Genomic DNA, 22,391 nt, shown 5'->3' on the forward strand with positions numbered 1-22,391 from the left:
ATGACCCACCGCATTCTGATCCTCGGCGGAACCACCGAAGCCCGGCAACTGGCTGGAAAACTGGCAGCCGGTTACTCGGTGATGCTGTCGCTGGCGGGCCGCACCGAAAGCCCGGTGACGCAGGGCGTGCCGGTACGCAGTGGAGGGTTTGGCGGCGCCGATGGTCTGGCCGCCTATCTCAAGGAGACAAGCATCGAGCTGCTGATCGACGCCACGCATCCCTACGCGGCGCGAATTTCCGCCAATGCGGCGCAGGCCGCGCGCATGGCTGGGGTGCCGATCGTCGCTCTGCGCCGTCCCGGCTGGGAGCCTGTCGAGGGCGATCGCTGGACGCAGGTCTATACGACAGGCGATGCCGTGCAGGCGCTTGGACCGGCGCCGCGCCGTGTATTCCTGGCTCTCGGCCGGCAGGAGGTCGCGGCTTTCGAAGCCGCGCCCCAGCACCACTATCTCATCCGCAGCGTCGATCCGGTCGAGCCGAAGCTGGCAGTGCCCGATGCCACCTATCTCCTGGCGCGCGGGCCGTTTCGCGAGGCGGAGGAACACACGCTGCTCCAGCGGCACGGCATCGACATCGTCGTATCCAAGAACAGCGGCGGCGCGGCGACTTATGGCAAGATCGCCGCGGCGCGGGCGCTTGGCCTCGACGTCGTCATGGTGCGCAGGCCTGCGCTGCCGGAGATTCCTTCGGCTGCGACCGTTGATCAGCTTGCCGACATGGTCGATCATCTTGTCGAGCCTGCCGCGGAGCGCGGCGTGTAAACCAGCGCCGGCCTGTTACCGCGCCTGATGATCCGGGTTTCCGGCGAACCGATGATGATGCAGGTTGCCATATCCGCCTTGTCGGCATCGGCATCCGCCAGCAGGAACACCTCGATGCGCTCATCGGGCCGGCCTGCGGCACGGCCGAATATAACGGGCGTGGTGCCCGGCAGAATGGCCTTCAGACATTCGAAGGCGCGGCCAAGCTGCCAGGGGCGCGCCTTGCTGATGGGATTGTAAAGCGCGATGACGAAGCCGGCGCCGGCGGCCGCCAGCAGGCGCAGTTCGACCAAGTCCCATGGCTTCAGATTGTCGGACAGCGAGATGGCGCAGAAATCATGGCCGAGCGGTGCCCCGATGCGGGCAGCGACAGCGAGCATGGCGGTGACGCCAGGCACGATTGCGAGATCGATCGCGCGCCATTCGGAGGGGCCGGCTTCGATCGCCTCGCAGACGGCCGCCGCCATGGCGAAGACGCCTGGATCGCCCCCGGAGACGACGGCGACATTGTGACCTTCGGCCGCCTTCGCCAGCGCCTCGTTGGAGCGGGCAAGCTCTTCGCGATTGTCGGAGGCGATGCGGGTCTGGTCCGGGCGCAATTCCAGCCGGTCGAGATAGGGCTTGTAGCCGTAGAAGAAGCTTGCCTCGGCGACGGCGTGGCTCGCCTGCGGCGTCACCTGATCGGCGTTGCCAGGTCCGAGCCCGATGACAGTGAGGCGGCCGCTCATGCGCCACCCGCCGACGCGACAGGGCGTCCGGACCAGCCGGCAACGAGCACAATGGCGAAATAGGGCGCCTTGTCGTCCGGCTTGTCGGTGAGCCGCATCGAGACGCTGCCCGGCATGGTGCCGCGCTCGACATAGACGGCGCGTGTCAGCTTGCCGGTGGCCTCCAGCGCCCGCCGGATTTTGGGCAGGTTGCGGCCGACCTTCATGATAACGGCGGCATCGGTGTCGGCGAGGCGCCGGGTCAGTTCGAACTCGCTCATCGTGCCCGGCAGCACGGTCAGCACGTCGTCGCCCTGGACGATCGGCAGGCCGGTCGCCGACCAGCAGCCCGACATGGCGGTAACGCCGGGAATGACCTCGGTCGGAAAACGATGGGCGAGGCGCACATGCAGATGCATGTAGGAGCCATAGAAGAGCGGATCGCCTTCCGACAGCACGGCGACCATCCTACCGGCATCCAGATGACCGGCAACGGTCTCGGCGGACTCCTCGTAGAAGGCCGATATCTGCGCGCGGTAATCGTCGTGATCCTTGTCGATCTCCGTGGTCACGGGATAGAGCAACGGCAGTTCCAGCATGTCGGGCCGGAAGCGCGTTTCGACGATGGCGCGCGCATTGCTGTTGTTGCCGCGCTTGGCGAAATACGCCACCACATCGGCCTCGGCCAGCGCACGCGCGGCCTTCAGCGTCAACAGTTCCGGGTCGCCGGGACCGGTACCGACGCCGACCAGGCGGCCCCTCGAGCCGGTTTTGGGGAGCGCGTTCACAGGCCGGGCCTCGCGAGAGAATTGAGGGCTGCCGCGGTCATGGCGCTGCCGCCAAGCCTGCCGCGCACGATTGCATAGGGTACGCCGTAGGAATTCTGCGCCAGCGCGTCCTTCGATTCGGCGGCACCAACGAAGCCCACCGGCATGCCGATGATGGCGGCCGGTTTCGGCGCACCGTCGCGCAGCTTCTCCAGAAGATAGAAGAGTGCGGTCGGCGCATTGCCGATGGCCACCACCGAACCGGCGATGCGCTCGCCCCACAGGTCGATCGCGGCGGCAGAACGTGTGTTGCCGATCGTCCTGGCGATTTCATGCGTGCGCGGGTCGCGCAAGGTGCAGATCACCTCGTTGCCGGCAGGCAGACGGGCGCGGGTGACGCCGTGCGAGACCATTTCGGCGTCGCAGAAGATCGGCGCGCCGGCGGCAAGCGCGGCCCGTGCGGCGGAAACGAAATCGCTGGAGAAGACAAAATTCTTGGCGGCTTCCACTTGGCCGCAGGCATGGATCATGCGGACCGCGACATCGGCCTCTGCTTCGGAAAAGCGCGCGAGATCAGCCTCGGCGCGGATGATGGCAAAGGAGCGTTCGTAGATCGCCGTGCCGTCGTGGATGTAGTCGTAGGCGACCATTGTCATTCCTGTCGATAAGCCTCTGCGATGCCGGCCGGCCCCAGCCTCGTCAGGCAGGCGGCGGCGGTCTCGCCCTGATAGCGTGCGCTGCGGATTGCCGCCGCGACGCGGCCGATGCCGCGCGCGGCGTCATAGCCCGGCCTGTAACCGGCAGGAAGGGCCTTTGCCGTCGCGTTCACGACAAGTCCGGCTCCATTTTCGCCGCCGACCACGGTCAGCGCCGCTGGGCCGGGATGCGCGCAACCCTTGGCGCAGCCAGAAACATGCAAGGTGAAGTCAAGACCATCGGCGTTTTCGGTGGCGATCGCCTCGGCAATGTCGCGCGTGGCGATGCGACCCGAGGCGCAAGCCGGCGCGCCGGGACAAGCAGCGATGCGCGTGCGCGGGTCGGTGGGGGCGGTGACGAAGCCGAGGGTGGCGGCTGTTTGCTGGAGGGAAGGATTGGCGGCTGGTGGCTGGCCGAGGAAGAGCAGGGCGCGGCCCGGGGCGAGGCGGATTTCCGACGTCCCGAGGGTGAGAGCGCTTTGAGCGAGGGCGATGAGCCTTTCGGCGGGCATGCTGCCGTAGGGGAGACCGATGCCGAGGGCGCGGCCAGTGTTCAAGTCGAAAACGCCAATCGGCGAGCGAGGGTGCTCTACGGCGCCCCCCTCTGTCCTGCCGGACATCTCCCCCACAAGGGGGGAGATTGGCGGTTCGGGCGCCGGCTCTCCTTCTGCATCCCAGGAAATTGGCAAAGGCGAGCGTGAATGAGCAATCTCCCCCCTTGTGGGGGAGATGTCCGGCAGGACAGAGGGGGGCGCCGTAGAATGCCAACTTGCGAGAGACGCTATTTGCCTCTCCGATAAATCCCGTGTGTGCGCTTCGCGGCCTTTTTCAGCCACCATCCTAAGCGCTGCGACGGCTATGTCTCTAGCGGCATGCGCGTTGACCTTTGCCAACACTTTCGCATTCCGCCCGTCACCGGCCACCGACACCCGCCAGCGGATTCCCGCCTCGGTGCTCGCCGCCTTCAGCCGCACGTCGGCCGTCACAGCATCCATCGTCAGTTGCCCGCCACCGTCGACAACGACCGAAACCTTCGGCCCGAGCCGCTGCGACAGCCCGGCGTCCTCGACCGCTTCCCTGATCCGATCAGCCAGCGGCCTGGGGTCGGCGATCTCCTGCGGATCGATGCCGGCCAGTGGTCCGGTCTCCACTGGTACGCCAGTGCGGACCACAATGCCCAGCGCATCGACTTCCTTCGCCAGCAGGGTTGCACTTTGCGTGGTCAATCCGCGTATTTGCAAGCTGCCGCGCGCTGTCACTTCCATGATGCCGTTGCCGTGCCGCAGGGCGGATTCTGCCAGCCCGATCAGAAGCTTCGGCGACAATCCGCCAGAAGATGGGCCTCCGGCGACCGGGTTGAGCCGCACCAGCAGGCCGTCGCCGGTCTGCATCGGCGCCGAAAGGGCCGGGCAGGCGCCGCGGCGGGAGTAGGCGTTCATGCCGCCAACTCCCGTGCCTCGGCAATCAGTGCCGCGAGGTCGTCGTCGATCGAATTGCGCAAGGGATGCCAGAGGCCCCGCCGTCGCGCCGACAGGAGGCGTTCGGCAATGGCTTTCGCGGCGGCCGGGTTTTCGCGCAGGATGAAGGCGCGGACGTCCGCATCGCCGAGATAGGCATCGTGCACGGCGTCTATCAGCGCGCCCGGTATGGCCTGCGTGGTTTCGGCGAAGCCAACCAGCCGGTCGACGGTTTCGGCGAATTCCGAGGCGCCGCGAGGGCCGTGGCGCATCTGGCCCGCTATGAAGCGGGCGTTGACAGCGCGGGCGCGCACGACGCGCGTCACAGCCTCACTAAGTGAACGCGGCTTCGGCCTCTGCGGGTCCGTCGTGTCCAGCACGATAACGTCGGCATTCCTGCCAAGCGCTGCAAGGGCGGCCGAAAAACCGCCGATAAAGGCGACATCGGCGGAGCCTTCGAGGATGTCGCGGCCGGGATCGTCGCCGGTGTGGACGAGAAGATCGGCCTCGGCGATGCGGTTCTCGAAAGCGCCGGGCGCGGCGATCCCTTCACCGCCGGCGCCGCCATAGGCATGCGATGTGGCATCGAGATAGGCGCGGCCGATTTCCTCGCGCGCCGCCCAGTCGCCGCTCGACAGGATTTCCTCGACGCCAGCGCCGTAAGTGCCAGGCGAGGTGCCAAAGATGCGCGGGCTGATCTTGCCCTCGGCGCGGGTCCTTGCGGCGAGCGGATTTTCCGAATCGTCCTCGTCGCGCGCGGCAACGGCGTTGGCAGCGGCATCGATCAGCGCGATCTGGGTCGGGAACATGTCGCGGAACAGGCCCGATATGCGCCAGGTGACGTCGACGCGCGGGCGGCCAAGCGCTGCCGGTGCCAACACCTCGATGCCGGTGACGCGACCTGTGGCGGCATCCCATTGCGGGCGGCAGCCCATCAGCGAAAGCCCCTGCGCGATCTCCTCGCCGCCGGTGCGCAAAGACGCCGAACCCCAAAGGTCGATGATCAGCGAGCGCGGCCAGTCGCCATGCGATTGCATATAGGTGCGCACCACTTCCTCGGCGGCAGCCTTGCCGATGTCGTAAGCCGTCGGCGTCGGCATGGCGCGCGGGTCCGACGTGAACAGGTTGCGGCCGGTGGGCAGAACGTCGGAACGCCCGCGCGCGGGCGCGCCGGCCGGGCCCGCGGTGACATGACGACCGTCGAGCGCGGCAAGAAGGGCGGCCTTTTCGGCCTTGGCGCTTTGCCGGCGCATAAGGTCGGGCTCTTCGTCGGGCGCGCGGCCGTAGACATGCAGCCCATCCTTGATAGCGAAATCCTTCAGGTCGCAGAGCCAGGCATCGATGCGGCGCAGGGCCTCGTCCGGCGCGTCGGTGCGGGCAACGCCGGCCTCCGCGGCGAGGCCCGTCGTCTGCGCGGTTTCGACGATCAGACTGGCCAGACGGTCGCGGCGGCGGCGGTCGAGACCGTCAGCCTGGGCGTATTCGTCGACCAGCCGTTCGAGCCTGTGCTGGTTCTTGTCCAATCCGGCGCCGGTGAGCGGCGGCGGCAGATGGCCGAGCGTGACGGCGGCGATCCGCCGCTTCGCCTGCGCCGCCTCGCCGGGATTGGAGACGATAAAGGGATAGATGACGGGCAGGGGACCGGTGACGATCTCGGGGAAGCAGTTTTGCGAAAGCGCAACCGTCTTGCCCGGCAGCCATTCCAGCGTGCCATGCGCGCCAACATGGATGAGCGCATGGACGCCGAGCAATTTGCGCAGCCACAGGCCGAAGGCGAGCAACGCATGGCGCGGCGGCAGCGTCGGGTCGTGATAGTCGGCGCGGCGGTCGGCCGAGCGGCCGCGGTCTGGAGCCAGCGCCACGGTGATGTTGCCGAAGGTCGCGGCGCGGAAGGGGAATTTGGCGGCGGGCAGCGCTTGAACACCCCCCTCTGTCCTGCCGGACATCTCCCCCGCAAGGGGGGAGATTGGCAGTTTCGACGCTGGAGCTACTCTTGCAACGTTGGAGATTGGCGAAGACAGAGATGACGGCGTAATCTCCCCCCTTGCGGGGAAGATGTCCGGCAGGACAGAGGGGGGTGCCTCGCGCAAACCTGTCTCGCCTTCGGCTTTGCCCCAAGCTGCTTCTACGGCAGCAATTGCTGCGCCCGGCAATTCCGTTGAGAAGGCAAGGTACTCATCCAACTCCAACCCAGCCTTGCTGCGCTCCAGCAAATCCAGCAACGCACGCGACGTTTGGGGAATTCCCTCAACTACATAGCCCTGTTCCTGGAGGTCGTGCAGCATCGCCAGCACGCTCGATGGCACATCCAACCCGACCGCATAGCCGGTGCGGCCGGGAGCGCTCGGATAATCAGGGATCAGAATGGCGAGCTTGCGTTCCGCGCGGGGCGTTTCCCGAAGGCTGATGAAGGCCGCGACCCGGTCCGCCACCTGTTCGACGCGATCGGGTTCCGGCCGGTTGGCAAAGGCGCGGTGGCCGAGCGCCGGGTCGGTCTCGCTCTCGCCCTTGAACGAAACGGCGCCGGCCAGGATGCGGCCGTCCAGTTCGGGCAGCACGACATGCATGGCGAGGTCGGCGGGCGCAAGCCCGCGCTGGTTCTTCTCCCATACGTCGCGGCGGGTGGTGGCGACGATCACCTGGAAGACCGGCACGCCGGCGCGGTCGAACAGGGTCTCGACGCCGGGTTCGGCGCCGGACGCGAACGCGGTCGCAGTGATGATGGCGGCGGGCTTGAGCTGGGCAATCGCGGTTTCAACAAAAGCCAGAGATTCCGGGTCTTTCAGGCTGGAGACGAAGATCGGCACCGGCAGCATGCCGCGCTGCCGTAGCGCCTCGAAAAGCGCGTCGATGGGCGCGACATCGGCGGCGAGCAGCATCGAGCGGTAGAAGAGGATGGGAATCACGGGTGGGTTGACGTTGCCGGCGTCGAGTTCCGTCACACCCCCCTCTGTCCTACCGGACATCTCCCCCGCAAGGGGGGAGATTGCTCTTTCATCGACGATTTCGCCTATCGCGGATGGTCGAGATAAATCCCTGTCCAAGGGGACAGAAGAGGAGCCGGCCTTGATGACAGCCGATCTCCCCCCTTGCAGAGGAGATGTCCTGCCGGACAGAGGGGGGTGTGAAGGATCGTCAACATTCGATAAGTCCGGCTTCTCCACGACTCCGCGCCCCGGCTCATAAAACCCGGCTTTCGGCACGCTTACCGGCTCGGCAATCTCGCGATCAGACCCCGCCAACCGCGCCAGCCTGCGCACCAGCGCGCTCATATTGGCCGGGCCGCCCTGGCGGAAATAATTGAGCAGCCCGTCCAGTTCCTCGCGCGGCAGCGTCGAGGCTTCGATCAGCCTGATATCCTCGTCGTGGCTTTCACCGGGAAGTAGTGCCAGCTTTATGCCACGCTCACGGGCAACCACGGCCAACTGGTCGCAGCCGTAGCGCCACCACTCGTAACCGCCGAGAATACGCACCAGAATGACTTTGGCGTGACGGGCGACGCTGTCGATCCAGAGGTCGACGGACATGGGGTGGCGCAGGTCGCGCAGCGCGGCCAGCCGCATCGTGGGCAGCCGATCGGCGTCGCCTTTCCAGGCCGCTGCCAGTCCGGCCAGGTCGCTGTCCGTGAAGGACAGCGCCACCATTTCCGCCGGCGTCTGCCGCAGATCGACCGGCTCGGCGAGATCGTCGAGCGAGGCGGATGTGGTGGTGAGGATGTGCATCGCGGTCGGTGTTGCCTCAGCCGGCGAGGATATGCTCGATCGCCGGGCGGTTCAGCCCCTTGAGGCCGATGACGACCAGGCGCGAGCGGCGGTCGTCGTCAGCCGTCCAGGCGCGGTCATAATAATGATTGACGCGCGGACCAACGGCCTGGAGCAAAAGCCGCATCGGCTTGCCGCCGACCTCGACGAAGCCTTTCACCCGCAGCACGTTCTCCTGTTCGGCGGCGGTCGCGACGCGCTTTGCCAGGTCGTCCGGGTTGGCGATCGAGGGGATGTCGACGATGAACGTATCGAAGTCGTCGTGCTCGTGGTCGAAGGCGCCGTCATGATGGGACTTGCGGTTCTCGATGTCGTCCTCGACGGCGAGGCCTAGCCCGAGCAGCACGGACGGATCGACCTTGCCATGAGCCGTCGGCACGACCTTCACGGCGCGGGCGGAGTGTTCGCCAATGATGGCGTTGGCGCGAGCCGAACCTGCGGCATCCATCAGGTCGCTCTTCGACAGGATGATGAGGTCGGCGCAGGCGATCTGGTCCTCGAACACCTCCTCGACGGGGTCGTCGTGGTCCAGTGTCTGGTCCTGCGCGCGTTGCGCCTGCAGGGCGTCCATGTCGTTGGCGACGCGCCCCTCGGCCAATGCCGGACCGTCGACCACGGCGATTACGCCGTCGACTGTCACCCGGCTCTTCACTGTCGGCCACTGGAAGGCCTGGACCAGCGGCTTGGGCAGAGCCAAGCCTGAGGTCTCGATCAGGATGTGGTCGACCTTCGGCGTCAGCGACAGGATCTGGTCGAGCGCCGGGACGAAATCGTCGGCGACGGTGCAGCAGATGCAGCCATTGGCCAGTTCGACGATGTTTTCCTCCGGGCAGGTGTCGATGCCGCAGCCCTTGAGGATCTCGCCGTCGATTCCGATGTCGCCGAATTCGTTGACGATGATGGCGATCCGCTTGCCGCCCGCGTTCTCCAGGAGATGGCGGACCAGCGTGGTCTTGCCGGCACCCAGGAAGCCGGTGACCACGGTACAGGGGACGCGGGAGAGAGTGGCGGCGGAAACTGCGGCGGTCATGATCAGTCCTTCAGCATGTCGAGGGGAGGAATGCGGGCGACGAGGCCGCGCTTGAGGGAATCCGGGCGACCACGCCACGGAATGAGGCCGTTGGTCGAAGCGGCGAAGAGTTTCGCGCCGGTCACGAGATCGGCGCCGCTGGCGATGTTCAGGTCGCCGAAGACATAACTCCAGCAGCCGTCGCGAAGAATCGCGGCACTGAGACGGCGCTTGCAGTTGCCGAGGCATTCGACGGTGCGGACACGGACATTGTCGGCCGTTGCGGCTTGGCGCGTATCTTGAGCCAAAACTTCGCCGGCGCGGGGATGGGCATCGGAACCGGTCTCGTCGCGGCAGGAAGCGCAGATGATGACAGTGACGCCGGCCAAGGCGTCGCTATCGCCAGACAAGTCGCTATCGCCAGACAAAATGTCCGCTGTTTCAGCCGGGAAACTGCTGTCGCGTTCCAAATCGGGCTCCTTGCCCGGAAAACCCGCCGGGCGATCGGATTCTTATGTCTCAGACGGCAGGTCTCCTGGCTCGCGGGTCATCGCCTTCGTGCCGCCTTCCCGGGACCGTCCCAGTGGTTTTCGGCCTTGGCTCGTCGCTTACAGTTGCGGGGACAGCCGCGGATTTGAAATCGAGATTTCGCACCGCATTCCCTCTTGGCTCCTCCCTTTGCCGAGAGGAGACCGTCTGGAATGGATTTAGGCTCTTGCAGGCGGCGGTGTCAACGCGCGTCTACGACACGGCAATGTCGGCGAGCGGCTGCCCAAGGTCGCCGGCGGGCGTAACCTCGATCCGTTCGAGGCCGAGCCAGCCCTGCATCTGCGTCAATTCCTGGAAGAGTTGCGCGGCGGTTTCAGGCGGCGCGCCGGGCTCGGCATAGGCCGCGTGGACGCGTAGCACGCTGGCCGGCCGGTCGGCCTTGAGGTCGACGCGCGCCACGATCCTGTCGCCGAGCAGGAACGGCAGGACGTAATAGCCGTATTGCCGTTTTTCGGCAGGGGTGTAGATTTCTATGCGGTAGTGGAAATCGAACAGCCGCTCCGTGCGCGAGCGCTCGAAAACGACCGGATCGAACGGCGCCAGCAAGGCGCGGGCCTCGATTTTTCGTGGAATACGGGCCTCCTTATGGAGGTAAGCCGGTTTGTTCCAGCCCTCGACACGCACCGGCACCAGCTCGCCTGTTTCAACCAGCTCCTCCAGCCGGCCCTTCATGTCGGCCGGCGACAGGCGGAAATAGTCGCGCAGGTCGCTTGCTGTCGCGACGCCATGAGCGCGGGCGGATATCCGCAGCAATTCCCGATGCGCGTCCTCGGCTGACGGCACCGGCAGATCGAGGATCGCCTGCGGCAGCACGCGCTCGGGCAGATCGTAGAAGCGTTCGAAGCCACGGCGGTGCGCGGTGGTGATGCGTCCTGCCCAGAACAGCCATTCGAAGGCATGCTTGGCGTGGCTCCAGCCCCACCAGCCGCCGGACCCTTTCTGGCCTTCGAGCGCGGAGGCGGCGATCGGGCCGCGCTCCGCGACCTCGCGGTAGATCTCTTCGATATAGGCGGCGTGCTCGCGGCCCCATTTGGCGAGACCCAGATACATTTCATCGCCACGCTCCGCGCGCTGCATGCGCCAACGCATCAGGGGATAGGTCTCGACCGGCAGGAAGGAAGCCTCGTGCGCCCAGTATTCGAAAACCGTGCGCTTGCGCGTGACGGCGGCGTTGTCGAGCAAGGCGAACGGGTAGGGACCAAGGCGCGAATAGAGCGGCATGTAGTGAGCGCGCACCACCGCGCTGACGGAATCGATCTGCAGCAGGCCGGTACGCGAGAGCACGCGGGCGAAGTGGCGTCGGTCGGGCGTGCCGGCGGGGCGGGGATCAGTGAACCCTTGGGCGGCGAGCGCGATACGCCGGGCCGTGGCAAGCGAGATCTTTTCCTTCATTCGGATGCGACTCTGATGGCTTGTTGAGCGTCGTTCGGACAGTTGATTCCGGCCATGCTAGCAGGGTTTTGGCGGCAACTCTGTCAGGAGAGAAAAGTGGAGTAAAAAGCGAAGGAAATCAGACAGGAGCGGATCGGACCAGTTTCTTCCCTTATGCCGTCCAGGCCAGTGTTTTGAACAAGGTTTGACTTGCTTCGCCGGAAGCGCTGCGCTAACCCTCGCCGCGTTGCAGCAAAGGCCCCTTAAAACGGTTCAGCGGTTAAACTGTCACGCTTCCGAAATGGGGTCTGGTGCTGTAATCAAAATGGATTGGCGCCAACGGAAAGCCGCAGCATGAACGCACTTCTCAGTTCGTACCTGCCCATCGTCCTGTTTATCGCAGTGGCGGCGGCTGTCGGCGTCGCGCTTATCGTGGCGCCGTTCCTGGTGGCCTACCGCAATCCCGACCCGGAAAAGCTTTCCGCCTACGAATGCGGGTTCAACTCGTTCGATGACGCCCGTATGAAGTTCGACATCCGCTTCTACCTGGTGTCGATCCTGTTCATCATCTTCGACCTGGAAGTGGCCTTCCTGTTTCCGTGGGCGGTGTCGTTCTCGAAAATCGGCATGCTCGGTTTCTGGTCGATGATGGTGTTTTTGGCGGTGCTGACCATCGGCTTTGCCTATGAATGGAAAAAAGGAGCGCTCGAATGGGATTGAGCGACAGTTCCGGCACGCTCGTCGCGCCGAAGCCCAAGGGTCTGATCGATCCCAATACCGGCAGGCCGGTTGGGTCCGATGATCCGTTCTTCCTCGAAATCAACAACGAACTCGCCGACAAGGGCTTTCTCGTCACCTCGACCGAGGCGCTGATCACCTGGGCGCGCAGCGGCTCGCTGATGTTCATGACCTTCGGCCTCGCCTGCTGCGCCGTCGAGATGATCCACACCTCGATGCCGCGCTACGATTCGGAGCGGTTCGGTGTTGCTCCTCGCGCGTCTCCGCGCCAGTCCGACATCATGATCGTTGCCGGCACGCTGACCAACAAGATGGCTCCGGCGCTGCGCAAGGTCTACGACCAGATGCCGGAGCCGCGCTACGTCATCTCGATGGGCTCCTGCGCCAATGGCGGCGGCTATTACCACTATTCCTATTCGGTGGTGCGCGGCTGCGACCGCATCGTGCCGGTCGACATCTATGTGCCCGGCTGTCCGCCGAGCGCCGAAGCGCTGCTCTATGGCATTCTTCTGCTGCAGAAGAAGATCCGCCGCACCGGCACGATCGAACGGTAAATCCATGGCCGCATCCCTGAGCGAACTGTCGACCTATCTCGGCGAAAAATTGATTGGCCGCGTCAATGAAGCAGTGTTCGCCTATGGCGAACTCACCATCCATGTCGAACCGCGCGATCTGATCGAAGTGGTGACTTTCCTGCGCGACGATCCGCGCTGCCAATTCATCTCGGTCATCGATGTCTGCGGCGCCGATTATCCGTCACGGGCCAAGCGCTTCGACGTCGTCTATCACCTGTTGTCGCCGAAGCAGAACGTGCGTATCCGCGTCAAGGTGCAGGCCGACGAGGAGACGATGGTGCCGTCGATCACCGGCGTCTATCCCGGCGCCGATTGGTTCGAGCGCGAGACCTACGATCTCTATGGCGTGCTGTTTTCGGGTCACCCCGATCTGCGGCGCATTCTCACCGATTACGGTTTCGACGGTCACCCGCTGCGCAAGGATTTCCCGCTGACCGGCTTCGTCGAGGTGCGTTACGACGACGAAGCTAAGCGCGTCATCTACGAGCCGGTGGAACTGAAGCAGGAATTCCGCAATTTCGATTTTCTGTCCCCATGGGAAGGCACCGATTACGTGCTGCCAGGGGATGAGAAGGCAAAGCAGTAATGGCCGAAACTTCCGTCCGCAATTTTAACATCAACTTCGGACCGCAACACCCTGCCGCGCATGGTGTTTTGAGATTGGTTCTGGAGTTGGACGGCGAAGTGGTCGATCGTGTCGATCCGCATATCGGGCTCTTGCATCGCGGCACCGAAAAGCTGATCGAGCACAAAACCTACCTGCAGGCAGTGCCTTATCTCGACCGGCTCGACTATTGCGCGCCGATGAACCAGGAGCATGCCTTCGCACTGGCCGCCGAGCGCCTGCTCGGCATCGAGGTGCCGAAGCGCGGTCAGCTGATCCGCGTGCTCTACTGCGAGATCGGCCGCATCATGTCGCACATCCTCAATGTGACGACGCAGGCGCTGGACGTCGGCGCGCTGACGCCGCCTCTGTGGGGCTTCGTCGAGCGCGAAAAGCTGATGGTGTTCTATGAGCGCGCCTCGGGTTCGCGCATGCATGCCGCCTATTTCCGTCCGGGCGGCGTTCACCAGGACCTGCCGCAGAAGCTGCTCGAGGACATCGGCAGGTGGATCGATCCGTTCCTGAAGTCGATCGACGACCTCGATCAGTTGCTGACCGGCAATCGCATCTTCAAGCAGCGTAATGTCGATATCGGCACGGTTTCGCTGGCCGACGCCTGGGCCTGGGGCTTTTCCGGCGTCATGGTGCGCGGCTCGGGCGCTGCCTGGGACCTGCGCAGATCGCAGCCCTATGAATGCTATTCGGAGCTCGATTTCGATATTCCGATCGGCAAGAACGGCGACTGTTTCGACCGCTACCTCGTGCGCATGGAAGAGATGCGCCAGTCGGCGAAGATCATGCGCCAGTGCATCGATCTCCTGCTCGGCAAGGAAAGCGCCGGGCCGGTGTCGAACCTCGACGGCAAGGTCGTGCCGCCGAAGCGCCAGGCGATGAAGCGCTCGATGGAAGCGCTGATCCACCACTTCAAGCTCTACACCGAGGGCTACCGCGTGCCGGCCGGCGAGGTCTATGCGGCGGTCGAGGCGCCCAAGGGCGAGTTCGGCGTCTATCTGGTCTCCGACGGCACCAACAAGCCTTATCGCTGCAAGCTGCGCGCGCCCGGTTTCGCGCATCTCCAGGCCATGGATTTCCTGTGCCGCGGTCACATGCTGGCCGACGTCACCGCCGTCCTCGGCTCCCTCGACATCGTGTTTGGTGAGGTCGATCGCTAAATGTCAGTCCGTCGTCTCGCAGAAGCCAGCGTCCAGCCAGCATCCTTCGCCTTCAACCGGGCGAACGCGGCCGCGGCCAAGCAATGGATCAAGAAGTACCCGAAGGGCCGGGAACAGTCTGCGATCATTCCACTGCTGATGCTGGCGCAGGAGCAGGAAGGCTGGGTCACCAAGGCGGCGATCGAGACGATTTCGGACATGCTCGGCATGCCGCGCATCCGCGGGCTCGAGGTCGCGACCTTCTACACGCAGTACCAGCTGAATCCTGTCGGCACGCGGGCGCACATCCAGGTTTGCGGCACCACGCCCTGCATGCTGCGTGGCTCGGAAGCGCTGATGGACGTGTGCCGCTCCAAGATCCACCATGACCAGTTCCACGCCAACGACAAGGGAACGCTGTCGTGGGAAGAGGTCGAATGCCTCGGCGCCTGCGTCAACGCGCCGATGGTCATGATCTTCAAGGACACGTTCGAAGACCTGACGCCGGAACGGCTGGCCGAAATCATAGATCTCTACGATGCGGGCAAGGGCGCCTCGGTGACGCCGGGGCCGCAGAACGGCCGCACCGGCTCGGAGCCGGCCGCCGGCCTCACGACGCTGAAAAGCGAGAAGGCGATCCTCAAGTCGACCCGTGACAGGGAGGCCAGGGAAGCCGCCAAGGCCGCCAAGGCGGCACCCGACGCGATCATCGCGGCGCCGGTGCCAACGCCGGCCGCCACCCCTGTCGCGCCGTCCAATGCCAGCAAGCCGAAAACCGATGCGGCTGAAACCAGCCCGGCGCTGAAAACGCCGTCGCCGGCCAAGGTCGCGTCGGCAACGGAAAAAGCGGCGAGCGTCGCGGCTCCCCGCCACTCGGCGACAAACGCCAACAAGGCGGCGCCCGAGGTCGAGAAAGTTTTGAAGCCGCGCAGCGGCCCCCTGAACAAGGCTGAGCCGGCTTCCGCGTTCAAGTCGCCGGAAACCAAGCTTCCCGCCAAAGCGGCCAAGCCTTCGTTGGAAGACAAGAACCGGCCGGCCGGCATCGCCAGGCCGGCGCTGGTCGACGATCTCAAGCTGATCTCCGGCGTCGGCCCGAGGACCGAGAGCATCCTGCATTCGCTCGGCATCTTCACCTTCGCCCAGGTTGCGTCTTGGAAGAAGGCCGAACGGGAGTGGGTGGACAGCTATCTCTCCTTCCGCGGCCGCATCGAGCGAGACGACTGGGTCAAGCAGGCCAAGGCGCTCGCCAAGGGCGGCGTCGCCGAATATATCCGCGTCTTCGGCAAGAAGCCGGTCTGAGGGACGAACAATGCTTCAGGACAAAGACCGCATCTTCACCAACATCTACGGCCTCTTCGACAAGTCGCTGGCCGGCGCAATGGCGCGAGGCGCCTGGGACAACACGCCCGGCATCGTCGCCAAGGGGCGCGAGTGGATTGTCAACGAGATGAAGGCGTCGGGCCTGCGCGGCCGCGGCGGCGCCGGTTTCCCGACCGGCCTGAAATGGTCGTTCATGCCCAAGCAGAGCGATGGCCGGCCGAGTTATCTCGTCATCAATGCCGACGAATCCGAGCCCGGTACCTGCAAGGACCGCGACATTCTGCGCAACGATCCGCACACGCTGGTCGAAGGCGCCTTGCTCGCCGGCTTCGCCATGGGCGCGGTCGCGGCCTACATCTATGTGCGCGGCGAGTTCATCCGCGAGCGCGAGGCGCTGCAGCGTGCCATCGACGAGGCCTATGAGGCCAAGCTGATCGGCAAGGGCAACACTTCAGGCTACGATTTCGACGTCTATATGCACCATGGCGCCGGGGCTTATATCTGCGGCGAGGAGACGGCGCTGCTCGAAAGCCTCGAGGGAAAGAAGGGCCAGCCCAGGCTGAAGCCACCATTTCCGGCCAATGTCGGCCTTTATGGCTGCCCGACCACCGTCAACAACGTCGAATCGATCGCTGTGGCGCCGACGATCCTGCGTCGGGGCGCGGCCTGGTTCTCATCCTTCGGCCGGCCCAACAATGTCGGCACCAAGCTGTTCTGCGTCTCCGGCCACGTCAACAATCCGTGCACCGTCGAAGAGGCGATGTCGATCCCGTTCCGCGAGCTGATCGAGACGCATTGCGGCGGCATCCGTGGCGGCTGGGACAATCTTCTGGCGGTCATTCCTGGCGGCGCCTCGGTGCCGCTGGTGCCGGCCGAGCAGATCATCGATACGCCGATGGATTTCGACGCGCTGCGCGACCTCAAATCCGGCCTCGGCACGGCGGCCGTCATCGTCATGGACAAGTCGACCGATGTCGTCAAAGCCATCGCGCGGCTGTCCTACTTCTACAAGCATGAGAGCTGCGGCCAATGCACGCCGTGCCGTGAAGGCACCGGCTGGATGTGGCGGGTGATGGAACGGCTGGTGCGCGGCGAGGCGCAGAAGCGCGAGATCGACATGCTGCTCGACGTGACCAAGCAGGTCGAAGGCCACACGATCTGCGCGCTGGGCGACGCGGCCGCTTGGCCGATCCAGGGCCTGATGCGGCACTTCCGCGGCGAGGTGGAGCGGCGCATCGACGAGTTTTCGCGCAACGCGCACCGGGCCGAGCCGGTGTTGGTGGCGGCGGAATAGAGAAGCATTGAATGGGCGATAGCCCGGAGCGAGAAGAACGGGGCGGGGCGAACGAAGAAACGACCAGGAGAATTCTATGGCGCCGTATTCGACACCCCACCCGTTGATGCCCAATTTGGACCAGATCGAGAAGATGAACCAGGACCTGACCAGGATGATGCCGAAGGAGATGGCCGGCGCCGTCAACCTTCTGGCGCACCCTGTCGCGGGCGCGGCGGCGATGTCGGCTCTGGGACTTGGGCTCGCCAACCACGCTTTCGGCGTCTGGTTGGGCGCGCTGTCGGGCGCAGCCGAGGCGTCGCAACGCCTCATGCAGCCGCTCATCGAGGATTTCGAGGCGCGCGTCGAACAATTCGAGGATGCGAGCCTTTCATCCACCAGAGCGCGGGCGACGGCCAAGACCCTGATTGCGGAGGCGCAGTCCTTCGCGCAGGAAGTCACCGACATTGCCGCCAGGGAGGCCGCCACCACGGTGCCGGCGGCACAGGCGGGGCGGTCAGCGGACGAGCTTCCGGATGTGCTGCTGCCCGAGGATTTCAGGCAGCCCAAGGCTGTGGACAGGCCGGGGAAGCCTTCGGATCTCAAGAAGATATCGGGCATCGGCCCGAAGCTGGAGACGGTGCTCAATGGGCTCGGCATCTGGACGTTCCGCCAGATCGCCGACTGGTCACCCGAAGAGATCGCCTGGGTCGACGACTACCTGTCGTTCAACGGCCGTATCGTGCGCGACGACTGGATTGCCCAGGCGGCTGTGCTGGCCGCGAAGAAGTGAGTGAAATGCCGGGCGCCGCGTCTGTCGCGCCCGGGAAATGAGATTGCGGGAAATCCGCAGAGGTTTGAGGCGAATGGCAAAGCTCAAGGTCGACGGGAAAGAAATCACTGTACCCGACCATTACACGCTGCTGCAGGCGGCAGAGGACGCGGGCGCGGAAGTGCCGCGCTTCTGCTTCCACGAGCGGTTGTCGATCGCCGGCAATTGCCGCATGTGCCTGATCGAGGTGAAGGGCGGGCCGCCCAAGCCGCAAGCGTCCTGCGCCATGGGCGTGCGCGACCTGCGTCCCGGTCCGAACGGAGAAGCGCCGGAAATCTTCACCAACACGCCGATGGTCAAGAAGGCCAGGGAAGGCGTGATGGAATTCCTGCTGATCAACCATCCGCTGGATTGCCCGATCTGCGACCAGGGCGGCGAATGCGACCTGCAGGACCAGGCGATGGCCTTCGGCGTTGATTCCTCGCGCTATCACGAGAACAAGCGCGCGGTCGAAGACAAGTATATCGGCCCGCTGGTCAAGACGGTGATGAACCGCTGCATCCACTGCACGCGCTGCGTTCGCTTCACCACCGAGGTTGCCGGCATTTCCGAACTCGGCCTGATCGGCCGCGGCGAGGATGCCGAGATCACCACCTATCTCGAGCAGGCGATGACCTCGGAGCTGCAGGGCAATGTCATCGACCTGTGCCCCGTCGGCGCGCTGACCTCCAAGCCTTTCGCCTTCCAGGCACGGCCGTGGGAACTGACCAAGACCGAATCCATCGACGTCATGGATGCCGTCGGCTCGGCGATCCGCGTCGACAGCCGCGGCCGCGAGGTGATGCGCATCCTGCCGCGCGTCAACGAGGCGGTGAACGAGGAGTGGATCTCCGACAAGACCCGCTTCATCTGGGACGGCCTGCGCACGCAGCGTCTCGACCGGCCCTATGTACGCAAGGACGGTAAGCTGGTCCCGGCGAGCTGGGCCGAGGCCTTCACGGCGATCAAGGACGCCGTGTCGAAGACTACGCCCGAGAAGATCGGCGCCATAGCGGGCGATCTTGCCGCGGTCGAGGAAATCTACGCGCTGAAGCTCCTGATGGCCGCACTCGGTTCGAAGAACATGGATTGCCGCCAGGACGGCGCCGCGCTCGACCCGTCGCTTGGCCGGGCAAGCTACATTTTCAACCCCACCATCGAACGCATCGAACAGGCGGACGCGGTGCTGATCATCGGCGCCAATCCGCGCTTCGAAGCCTCGGTGCTCAACGCCCGCATCCGCAAGCGCTGGCGGGTCGGCAATCTGCCGGTCGGCGTCATCGGCGATGTCGGGGATACACGCTATGACTACGAACTGCTGGGCGCAGGACCGGAATCGCTCAAGGATCTGGCCGACGGTGATGGCAAGTTCTTCCAGGTGCTGAAGAAGGCCACGCATCCGCTCATCATCGTCGGCCAGGGCGCGCTGGCACGCCCCGATGGCGCGGCGGTGCTCGGCCAGGCAGCGAAGCTCGCCATGGCCGTGAACGCCGCGCGCGCGGACTGGAACGGCTTTGCCGTGCTGCACAATGCGGCTGGACGCGTCGGCGGCCTCGACCTTGGCTTCGTGCCGAGCGAGGGCGGCAGGAACGTCGCCGGCATGCTGGGCGAGACGGACGTGCTGTTCCTGCTCGGCGCCGACGAGATCGACATGGCAAAGACCGGCGGCGCTTTCGTCGTCTATGTGGGCACCCATGGCGATGCCGGCGCGCACCGCGCCAACGTCATCCTGCCGGGCGCTGCCTACACCGAGAAGTCGGGCACCTATGTCAACACGGAAGGGCGCGTGCAGCAGACCAACCGCGCCGGCTTCGCGCCGGGCGACGCGCGCGAGGATTGGGCCATCGTCAGGGCATTGTCGGATGTACTGGGCAAGAAGTTGCCGTTTGATTCGCTGCCGCAGCTGCGCGCTAAACTCTACGGCGAATACCCGCATCTTGCCCGCATCGACCAGGTTGCTGCGGGCAATGCCGAGGATATCGCCAATGTGGCGAAGCTTGGCGGACGGCTGAACAAGGGCACGTTCACGTCGCCGATCCAGGACTTCTACCTGACCAACCCGATCGCGCGGGCCTCTGCCGTGATGGCGGAATGCTCGGCGCTTGCCAAGAGCGGCTTCAAGCAGGCGGCGGAATAAGCATGGACACCTTCTTCTCCTTTTACGTGCTGCCGGCGCTGATCATCGTGTTGAAGTCGGTCGTACTGATCGTCGTGCTTCTCATCGCCGTCGCCTACCTGCTCTATGCAGACCGCAAGATCTGGGCGGCGGTGCAACTGCGCCGCGGCCCGAACGTCGTCGGCCCCTGGGGCACGCTGCAGGCTTTCGCCGACCTGTTGAAGTTCGTCTTCAAGGAGCCGGTGATCCCGTCCGGCGCCAACAAGGGCGTGTTCCTTTTGGCGCCATTGGTATCGGCGGTTCTGGCGATCTCGGCCTGGGCGGTCATTCCGGTCAGCCAGGGCTGGGCCGTCGCCAACGTCAATGTCGGTATCCTCTATGTCTTCGCCATCTCCTCGCTCGAGGTCTATGGCGTGATCATGGGCGGCTGGGCGTCCAATTCGAAATATCCGTTCCTCGGGGCGCTGCGTTCGGCCGCACAAATGGTGTCCTACGAGGTCTCGATCGGCTTCGTCATCGTCACCGTGCTGCTTTGCGTCGGCTCGCTCAACCTGTCCGACATCGTGCTGTCGCAGCAGGATGGGCTCGGCACCAGGCTCGGCCTGCCCAACACCTTCCTCGACTGGCACTGGCTGTCGCTGTTGCCGATGTTCGTCATCTTCTTCATCTCGGCGCTAGCCGAGACGAATCGCCCGCCTTTCGACCTCGTCGAAGCCGAATCGGAACTGGTCGCCGGCCACATGGTCGAATATTCGTCGACGCCGTTCCTGCTGTTCTTCCTCGGCGAATATGTCGCCGTCGTGCTGATGTGCGCGCTGGCCACCATCCTGTTCCTCGGCGGCTGGCTGCCGCCGTTCGACTTCGCGCCCTTCACCTGGGTGCCGGGGGTGATCTGGTTCGTGCTCAAGATCTGCCTGATGTTCTTCATGTTCTCCATGGTGAAAGCGTTCGTGCCGCGTTACCGCTACGACCAGCTGATGCGGCTTGGCTGGAAGGTGTTCCTGCCGATCTCGCTGTTCATGGTGGTGCTGACCGCCGCCTTCCTCAAGATCACGGGGTTTGCGTGATGTCCGCTCTGTCCCAGGCCGCCAAATCGCTGCTGCTGAAGGATTTCGTCAGCGCCTTCTTCTTGTCGATGCGCCAGTTCTTCGCGCCGAAGGAGACGATCAATTATCCGCACGAGAAAGGGCCGGTGAGCCCACGCTTCCGGGGCGAGCATGCCTTGCGCCGTTATCCCAATGGCGAGGAACGCTGCATCGCCTGCAAATTGTGCGAGGCGATCTGTCCGGCGCAGGCCATCACCATCGAGGCCGGCCCGCGCCGCAACGACGGCACGCGCCGTACCGTGCGCTACGACATCGATATGGTGAAGTGCATCTATTGCGGCTTCTGCCAGGAAGCCTGCCCGGTCGACGCCATCGTCGAGGGGCCGAATTTCGAATTCGCGACCGAGACGCGCGAGGAACTCTACTACGACAAGGACAGGCTGCTGGCGAATGGCGACCGGTGGGAGCGCGAACTGGCGCGCAACATCTCGCTGGACGCACCGTACCGCTGATATCGCATGGACAGGGGCGAGGGCCCTTGTCCGGGGATGACCCGAAGCATTTCAGGCAAGGTCATCCCTCAGGACTTCAGAGTTGCCCATGTTTCTTTGCGCCGGGTCTTTCAACCCGGTTGGAACATGGGCTAGGACAACGCGGCTTCGCACCGGAGGCGGAACGAAGCCACAGACAACAAACAGGACGAACGTCCTGTTTGGACAGGAACCCGGGGGAACCCCAATGCTGAGTGGACTAGAGGCGGCCTTTTTCTACCTCTTCGCCTTTGTCGCCGTGGCGTCGGCGTTCATGGTCATTTCGTCGCGCAACCCCGTGCATTCGGTGCTGTTCCTGATCCTGACCTTCTTCAACGCCGCCGGCCTGTTCATGCTGACGGGCGCCGAGTTCCTGGCGATGATCCTGCTCGTCGTCTATGTCGGCGCTGTCATGGTGCTGTTCCTGTTCGTCGTCATGATGCTCGACGTCGACTTCGCCGAGATGAAGGAGGGCGCTCTGCAATATGCGCCGATCGGCGCGCTGGTCGGACTGATCCTGGCGGCGGAACTGATCGTGGTGCTCGGCGGCTATACCTTCGCGCCGCAGCTCGCCTCGACGGTATCGAAGCCGATTCCCGATCTCGCGGCGCGCTCGAATACGGCAGCGCTCGGCGACATCCTCTATACGGACTACCTCTACTACTTCCAGATCTCGGGCCTCGTGCTGCTGGTGGCCATGATCGGTGCCATCGTTTTGACGCTGCGCCACAAGGAAGGGGTCAAGCGGCAGTCGATCGCAGCCCAGGTCGCCCGCACGGCGGCGACGGGCATGGAAATCCGCAAGGTCAAGTCGGGCGAAGGAGTCTGAGATGGTCGTCGGCATCGCACATTATCTGACCGTATCGGCGATCCTTTTCACGCTCGGCGTGTTCGGCATCTTCCTGAACCGTAAGAACGTGATCGTCATCCTGATGTCGGTCGAGTTGATCCTGCTTGCGGTCAACATCAATTTCGTCGCCTTTTCGGCGGCTCTCGGCGACCTCGTCGGCCAGGTGTTCGCGCTGTTCGTGCTGACGGTCGCAGCGGCGGAGGCCGCCATCGGACTTGCCATTCTCGTCGTCTTCTTCCGCAACCGCGGCTCGATCGCGGTCGAAGACGTGAACATGATGAAGGGTTGACGGAACCACC

At 64.7% G+C, this 22,391-nt stretch carries 20 protein-coding genes, 1 pseudogene and 1 riboswitch; of the genes and pseudogenes, 13 read left to right on the forward strand and 8 right to left on the reverse strand.

The annotated features are described in order from the left end of the window. Complete coding sequence (locus FJ428_RS17765; protein ID WP_140879882.1) at nt 1-762, forward strand: cobalt-precorrin-6A reductase; 762 nt, start codon at nt 1-3, stop codon at nt 760-762. Here the strand turns inward: FJ428_RS17765 and FJ428_RS17770 are convergent. From FJ428_RS17770 to FJ428_RS17805, 8 genes and pseudogenes are all read right to left on the reverse strand, one after another. Further along, entirely contained in the window at nt 726-1,490 is a 765-nt protein-coding gene (locus tag FJ428_RS17770) for a precorrin-3B C(17)-methyltransferase (protein ID WP_140495567.1), read from the reverse strand. The genes FJ428_RS17765 and FJ428_RS17770 overlap by 37 nt on opposite strands. Further along, nucleotides 1,487-2,257, reverse strand: a complete 771-nt coding sequence (locus FJ428_RS17775; RefSeq protein WP_140521148.1) for a precorrin-2 C(20)-methyltransferase — start codon at nt 2,255-2,257, stop codon at nt 1,487-1,489. Before FJ428_RS17775 ends, FJ428_RS17770 begins: the two co-directional genes overlap by 4 nt. Beyond that, entirely contained in the window at nt 2,254-2,886 is a 633-nt protein-coding gene (locus FJ428_RS17780; protein WP_140495569.1) for a precorrin-8X methylmutase, read from the reverse strand. Before FJ428_RS17780 ends, FJ428_RS17775 begins: the two co-directional genes overlap by 4 nt. Next, nucleotides 2,810-4,370 (reverse strand): annotated as a pseudogene (cobG, locus tag FJ428_RS17785) (precorrin-3B synthase). The gene FJ428_RS17780 and the pseudogene cobG overlap by 77 nt, the downstream one beginning before the upstream one ends. Further along, entirely contained in the window at nt 4,367-8,110 is a 3,744-nt protein-coding gene (locus FJ428_RS17790; protein ID WP_140879884.1) for a cobaltochelatase subunit CobN, read from the reverse strand. Before FJ428_RS17790 ends, cobG begins: the two are co-directional and overlap by 4 nt. Before the next feature lie 16 nt (nt 8,111-8,126). Next, entirely contained in the window at nt 8,127-9,179 is a 1,053-nt protein-coding gene (gene cobW, locus FJ428_RS17795; RefSeq protein ID WP_140495572.1) for a cobalamin biosynthesis protein CobW, read from the reverse strand. A gap of 2 nt (nt 9,180-9,181) precedes the next feature. After that, nucleotides 9,182-9,628 carry a DUF1636 family protein gene (locus tag FJ428_RS17800; RefSeq protein WP_140495573.1) on the reverse strand — a complete coding sequence of 149 codons (447 nt, stop codon included), beginning with the start codon at nt 9,626-9,628 and terminating at the stop codon, nt 9,182-9,184. A 37-nt stretch (nt 9,629-9,665) separates the two neighbouring features. After that, a riboswitch (cobalamin riboswitch) is annotated at nt 9,666-9,870 on the reverse strand. A gap of 29 nt (nt 9,871-9,899) precedes the next feature. Further along, on the reverse strand, nt 9,900-11,099 hold the full coding sequence (locus FJ428_RS17805) for a winged helix-turn-helix domain-containing protein (RefSeq protein WP_140495574.1): 1,200 nt from the start codon (nt 11,097-11,099) through the stop codon (nt 9,900-9,902). Nucleotides 11,100-11,432: 333 nt separating this feature from the next. Between FJ428_RS17805 and FJ428_RS17810 the strand changes: the two genes are divergently transcribed. From FJ428_RS17810 to nuoK, 12 genes are all read left to right on the forward strand, one after another. Further along, nucleotides 11,433-11,798 carry an NADH-quinone oxidoreductase subunit A gene (locus FJ428_RS17810; RefSeq protein WP_140495575.1) on the forward strand — a complete coding sequence of 122 codons (366 nt, stop codon included), beginning with the start codon at nt 11,433-11,435 and terminating at the stop codon, nt 11,796-11,798. Beyond that, entirely contained in the window at nt 11,789-12,370 is a 582-nt protein-coding gene (locus tag FJ428_RS17815; RefSeq protein WP_140495576.1) for an NADH-quinone oxidoreductase subunit B, read from the forward strand. The genes FJ428_RS17810 and FJ428_RS17815 overlap by 10 nt, the downstream gene beginning before the upstream one ends. Nucleotides 12,371-12,374: 4 nt before the next feature. Further along, nucleotides 12,375-12,977 carry an NADH-quinone oxidoreductase subunit C gene (locus FJ428_RS17820; RefSeq protein ID WP_140879885.1) on the forward strand — a complete coding sequence of 201 codons (603 nt, stop codon included), beginning with the start codon at nt 12,375-12,377 and terminating at the stop codon, nt 12,975-12,977. Next, complete coding sequence (locus FJ428_RS17825) at nt 12,977-14,167, forward strand: NADH-quinone oxidoreductase subunit D (protein ID WP_140879886.1); 1,191 nt, start codon at nt 12,977-12,979, stop codon at nt 14,165-14,167. Before FJ428_RS17820 ends, FJ428_RS17825 begins: the two co-directional genes overlap by 1 nt. Further along, a complete protein-coding gene (locus tag FJ428_RS17830; RefSeq protein WP_140739456.1) occupies nt 14,168-15,445 on the forward strand; it encodes an NADH-quinone oxidoreductase subunit E in 1,278 nt (425 codons plus the stop codon). It begins immediately after the preceding gene. Between the two features lie 10 nt (nt 15,446-15,455). Next, nucleotides 15,456-16,760 carry an NADH-quinone oxidoreductase subunit NuoF gene (gene nuoF / locus FJ428_RS17835; RefSeq protein WP_140521143.1) on the forward strand — a complete coding sequence of 435 codons (1,305 nt, stop codon included), beginning with the start codon at nt 15,456-15,458 and terminating at the stop codon, nt 16,758-16,760. Between the two features lie 76 nt (nt 16,761-16,836). After that, complete coding sequence (locus FJ428_RS17840; protein ID WP_140579849.1) at nt 16,837-17,532, forward strand: NADH-ubiquinone dehydrogenase; 696 nt, start codon at nt 16,837-16,839, stop codon at nt 17,530-17,532. 73 nt (nt 17,533-17,605) lie between these two features. Beyond that, a complete protein-coding gene (gene nuoG / locus FJ428_RS17845; RefSeq protein ID WP_140879887.1) occupies nt 17,606-19,687 on the forward strand; it encodes an NADH-quinone oxidoreductase subunit NuoG in 2,082 nt (693 codons plus the stop codon). A 2-nt stretch (nt 19,688-19,689) separates the two neighbouring features. Further along, a complete protein-coding gene (gene nuoH, locus FJ428_RS17850; protein WP_140495583.1) occupies nt 19,690-20,733 on the forward strand; it encodes an NADH-quinone oxidoreductase subunit NuoH in 1,044 nt (347 codons plus the stop codon). Continuing rightward, on the forward strand, nt 20,733-21,224 hold the full coding sequence (gene nuoI, locus FJ428_RS17855; RefSeq protein WP_140495584.1) for an NADH-quinone oxidoreductase subunit NuoI: 492 nt from the start codon (nt 20,733-20,735) through the stop codon (nt 21,222-21,224). Before nuoH ends, nuoI begins: the two co-directional genes overlap by 1 nt. A gap of 226 nt (nt 21,225-21,450) precedes the next feature. Then, nucleotides 21,451-22,071, forward strand: coding sequence for an NADH-quinone oxidoreductase subunit J (locus FJ428_RS17860; RefSeq protein ID WP_140495585.1), 621 nt, complete (start codon nt 21,451-21,453; stop codon nt 22,069-22,071). A gap of 1 nt (nt 22,072) precedes the next feature. Beyond that, on the forward strand, nt 22,073-22,381 hold the full coding sequence (gene nuoK, locus FJ428_RS17865) for an NADH-quinone oxidoreductase subunit NuoK (RefSeq protein WP_019858930.1): 309 nt from the start codon (nt 22,073-22,075) through the stop codon (nt 22,379-22,381). The last annotated feature ends 10 nt before the right edge of the window (nt 22,382-22,391 follow it).

The sequence above is a fragment of the Mesorhizobium sp. B2-8-1 genome (assembly GCF_006440955.1).
In the GTDB taxonomy this organism is placed as follows: Bacteria; Pseudomonadota; Alphaproteobacteria; order Rhizobiales; family Rhizobiaceae; genus Mesorhizobium.

Coding starts and splice junctions, on each gene's coding strand:
- nuoF (WP_140521143.1), top strand. CDS start 15,456: ATGCTTCAGGACAAAGACCGCATCTTCACCAACATCTACGGCCTCTTC.
- FJ428_RS17820 (WP_140879885.1), top strand. CDS start 12,375: ATGGCCGCATCCCTGAGCGAACTGTCGACCTATCTCGGCGAAAAATTG.
- FJ428_RS17770 (WP_140495567.1), bottom strand. CDS start 1,490: ATGAGCGGCCGCCTCACTGTCATCGGGCTCGGACCTGGCAACGCCGAT.
- FJ428_RS17765 (WP_140879882.1), top strand. CDS start 1: ATGACCCACCGCATTCTGATCCTCGGCGGAACCACCGAAGCCCGGCAA.
- FJ428_RS17780 (WP_140495569.1), bottom strand. CDS start 2,886: ATGGTCGCCTACGACTACATCCACGACGGCACGGCGATCTACGAACGC.
- FJ428_RS17805 (WP_140495574.1), bottom strand. CDS start 11,099: ATGAAGGAAAAGATCTCGCTTGCCACGGCCCGGCGTATCGCGCTCGCC.
- nuoI (WP_140495584.1), top strand. CDS start 20,733: ATGTCCGCTCTGTCCCAGGCCGCCAAATCGCTGCTGCTGAAGGATTTC.
- FJ428_RS17840 (WP_140579849.1), top strand. CDS start 16,837: ATGGCGCCGTATTCGACACCCCACCCGTTGATGCCCAATTTGGACCAG.
- FJ428_RS17790 (WP_140879884.1), bottom strand. CDS start 8,110: ATGCACATCCTCACCACCACATCCGCCTCGCTCGACGATCTCGCCGAG.
- cobW (WP_140495572.1), bottom strand. CDS start 9,179: ATGACCGCCGCAGTTTCCGCCGCCACTCTCTCCCGCGTCCCCTGTACC.
- FJ428_RS17810 (WP_140495575.1), top strand. CDS start 11,433: ATGAACGCACTTCTCAGTTCGTACCTGCCCATCGTCCTGTTTATCGCA.
- FJ428_RS17860 (WP_140495585.1), top strand. CDS start 21,451: ATGCTGAGTGGACTAGAGGCGGCCTTTTTCTACCTCTTCGCCTTTGTC.
- nuoG (WP_140879887.1), top strand. CDS start 17,606: ATGGCAAAGCTCAAGGTCGACGGGAAAGAAATCACTGTACCCGACCAT.
- FJ428_RS17830 (WP_140739456.1), top strand. CDS start 14,168: ATGTCAGTCCGTCGTCTCGCAGAAGCCAGCGTCCAGCCAGCATCCTTC.
- nuoK (WP_019858930.1), top strand. CDS start 22,073: ATGGTCGTCGGCATCGCACATTATCTGACCGTATCGGCGATCCTTTTC.
- FJ428_RS17825 (WP_140879886.1), top strand. CDS start 12,977: ATGGCCGAAACTTCCGTCCGCAATTTTAACATCAACTTCGGACCGCAA.
- FJ428_RS17815 (WP_140495576.1), top strand. CDS start 11,789: ATGGGATTGAGCGACAGTTCCGGCACGCTCGTCGCGCCGAAGCCCAAG.
- nuoH (WP_140495583.1), top strand. CDS start 19,690: ATGGACACCTTCTTCTCCTTTTACGTGCTGCCGGCGCTGATCATCGTG.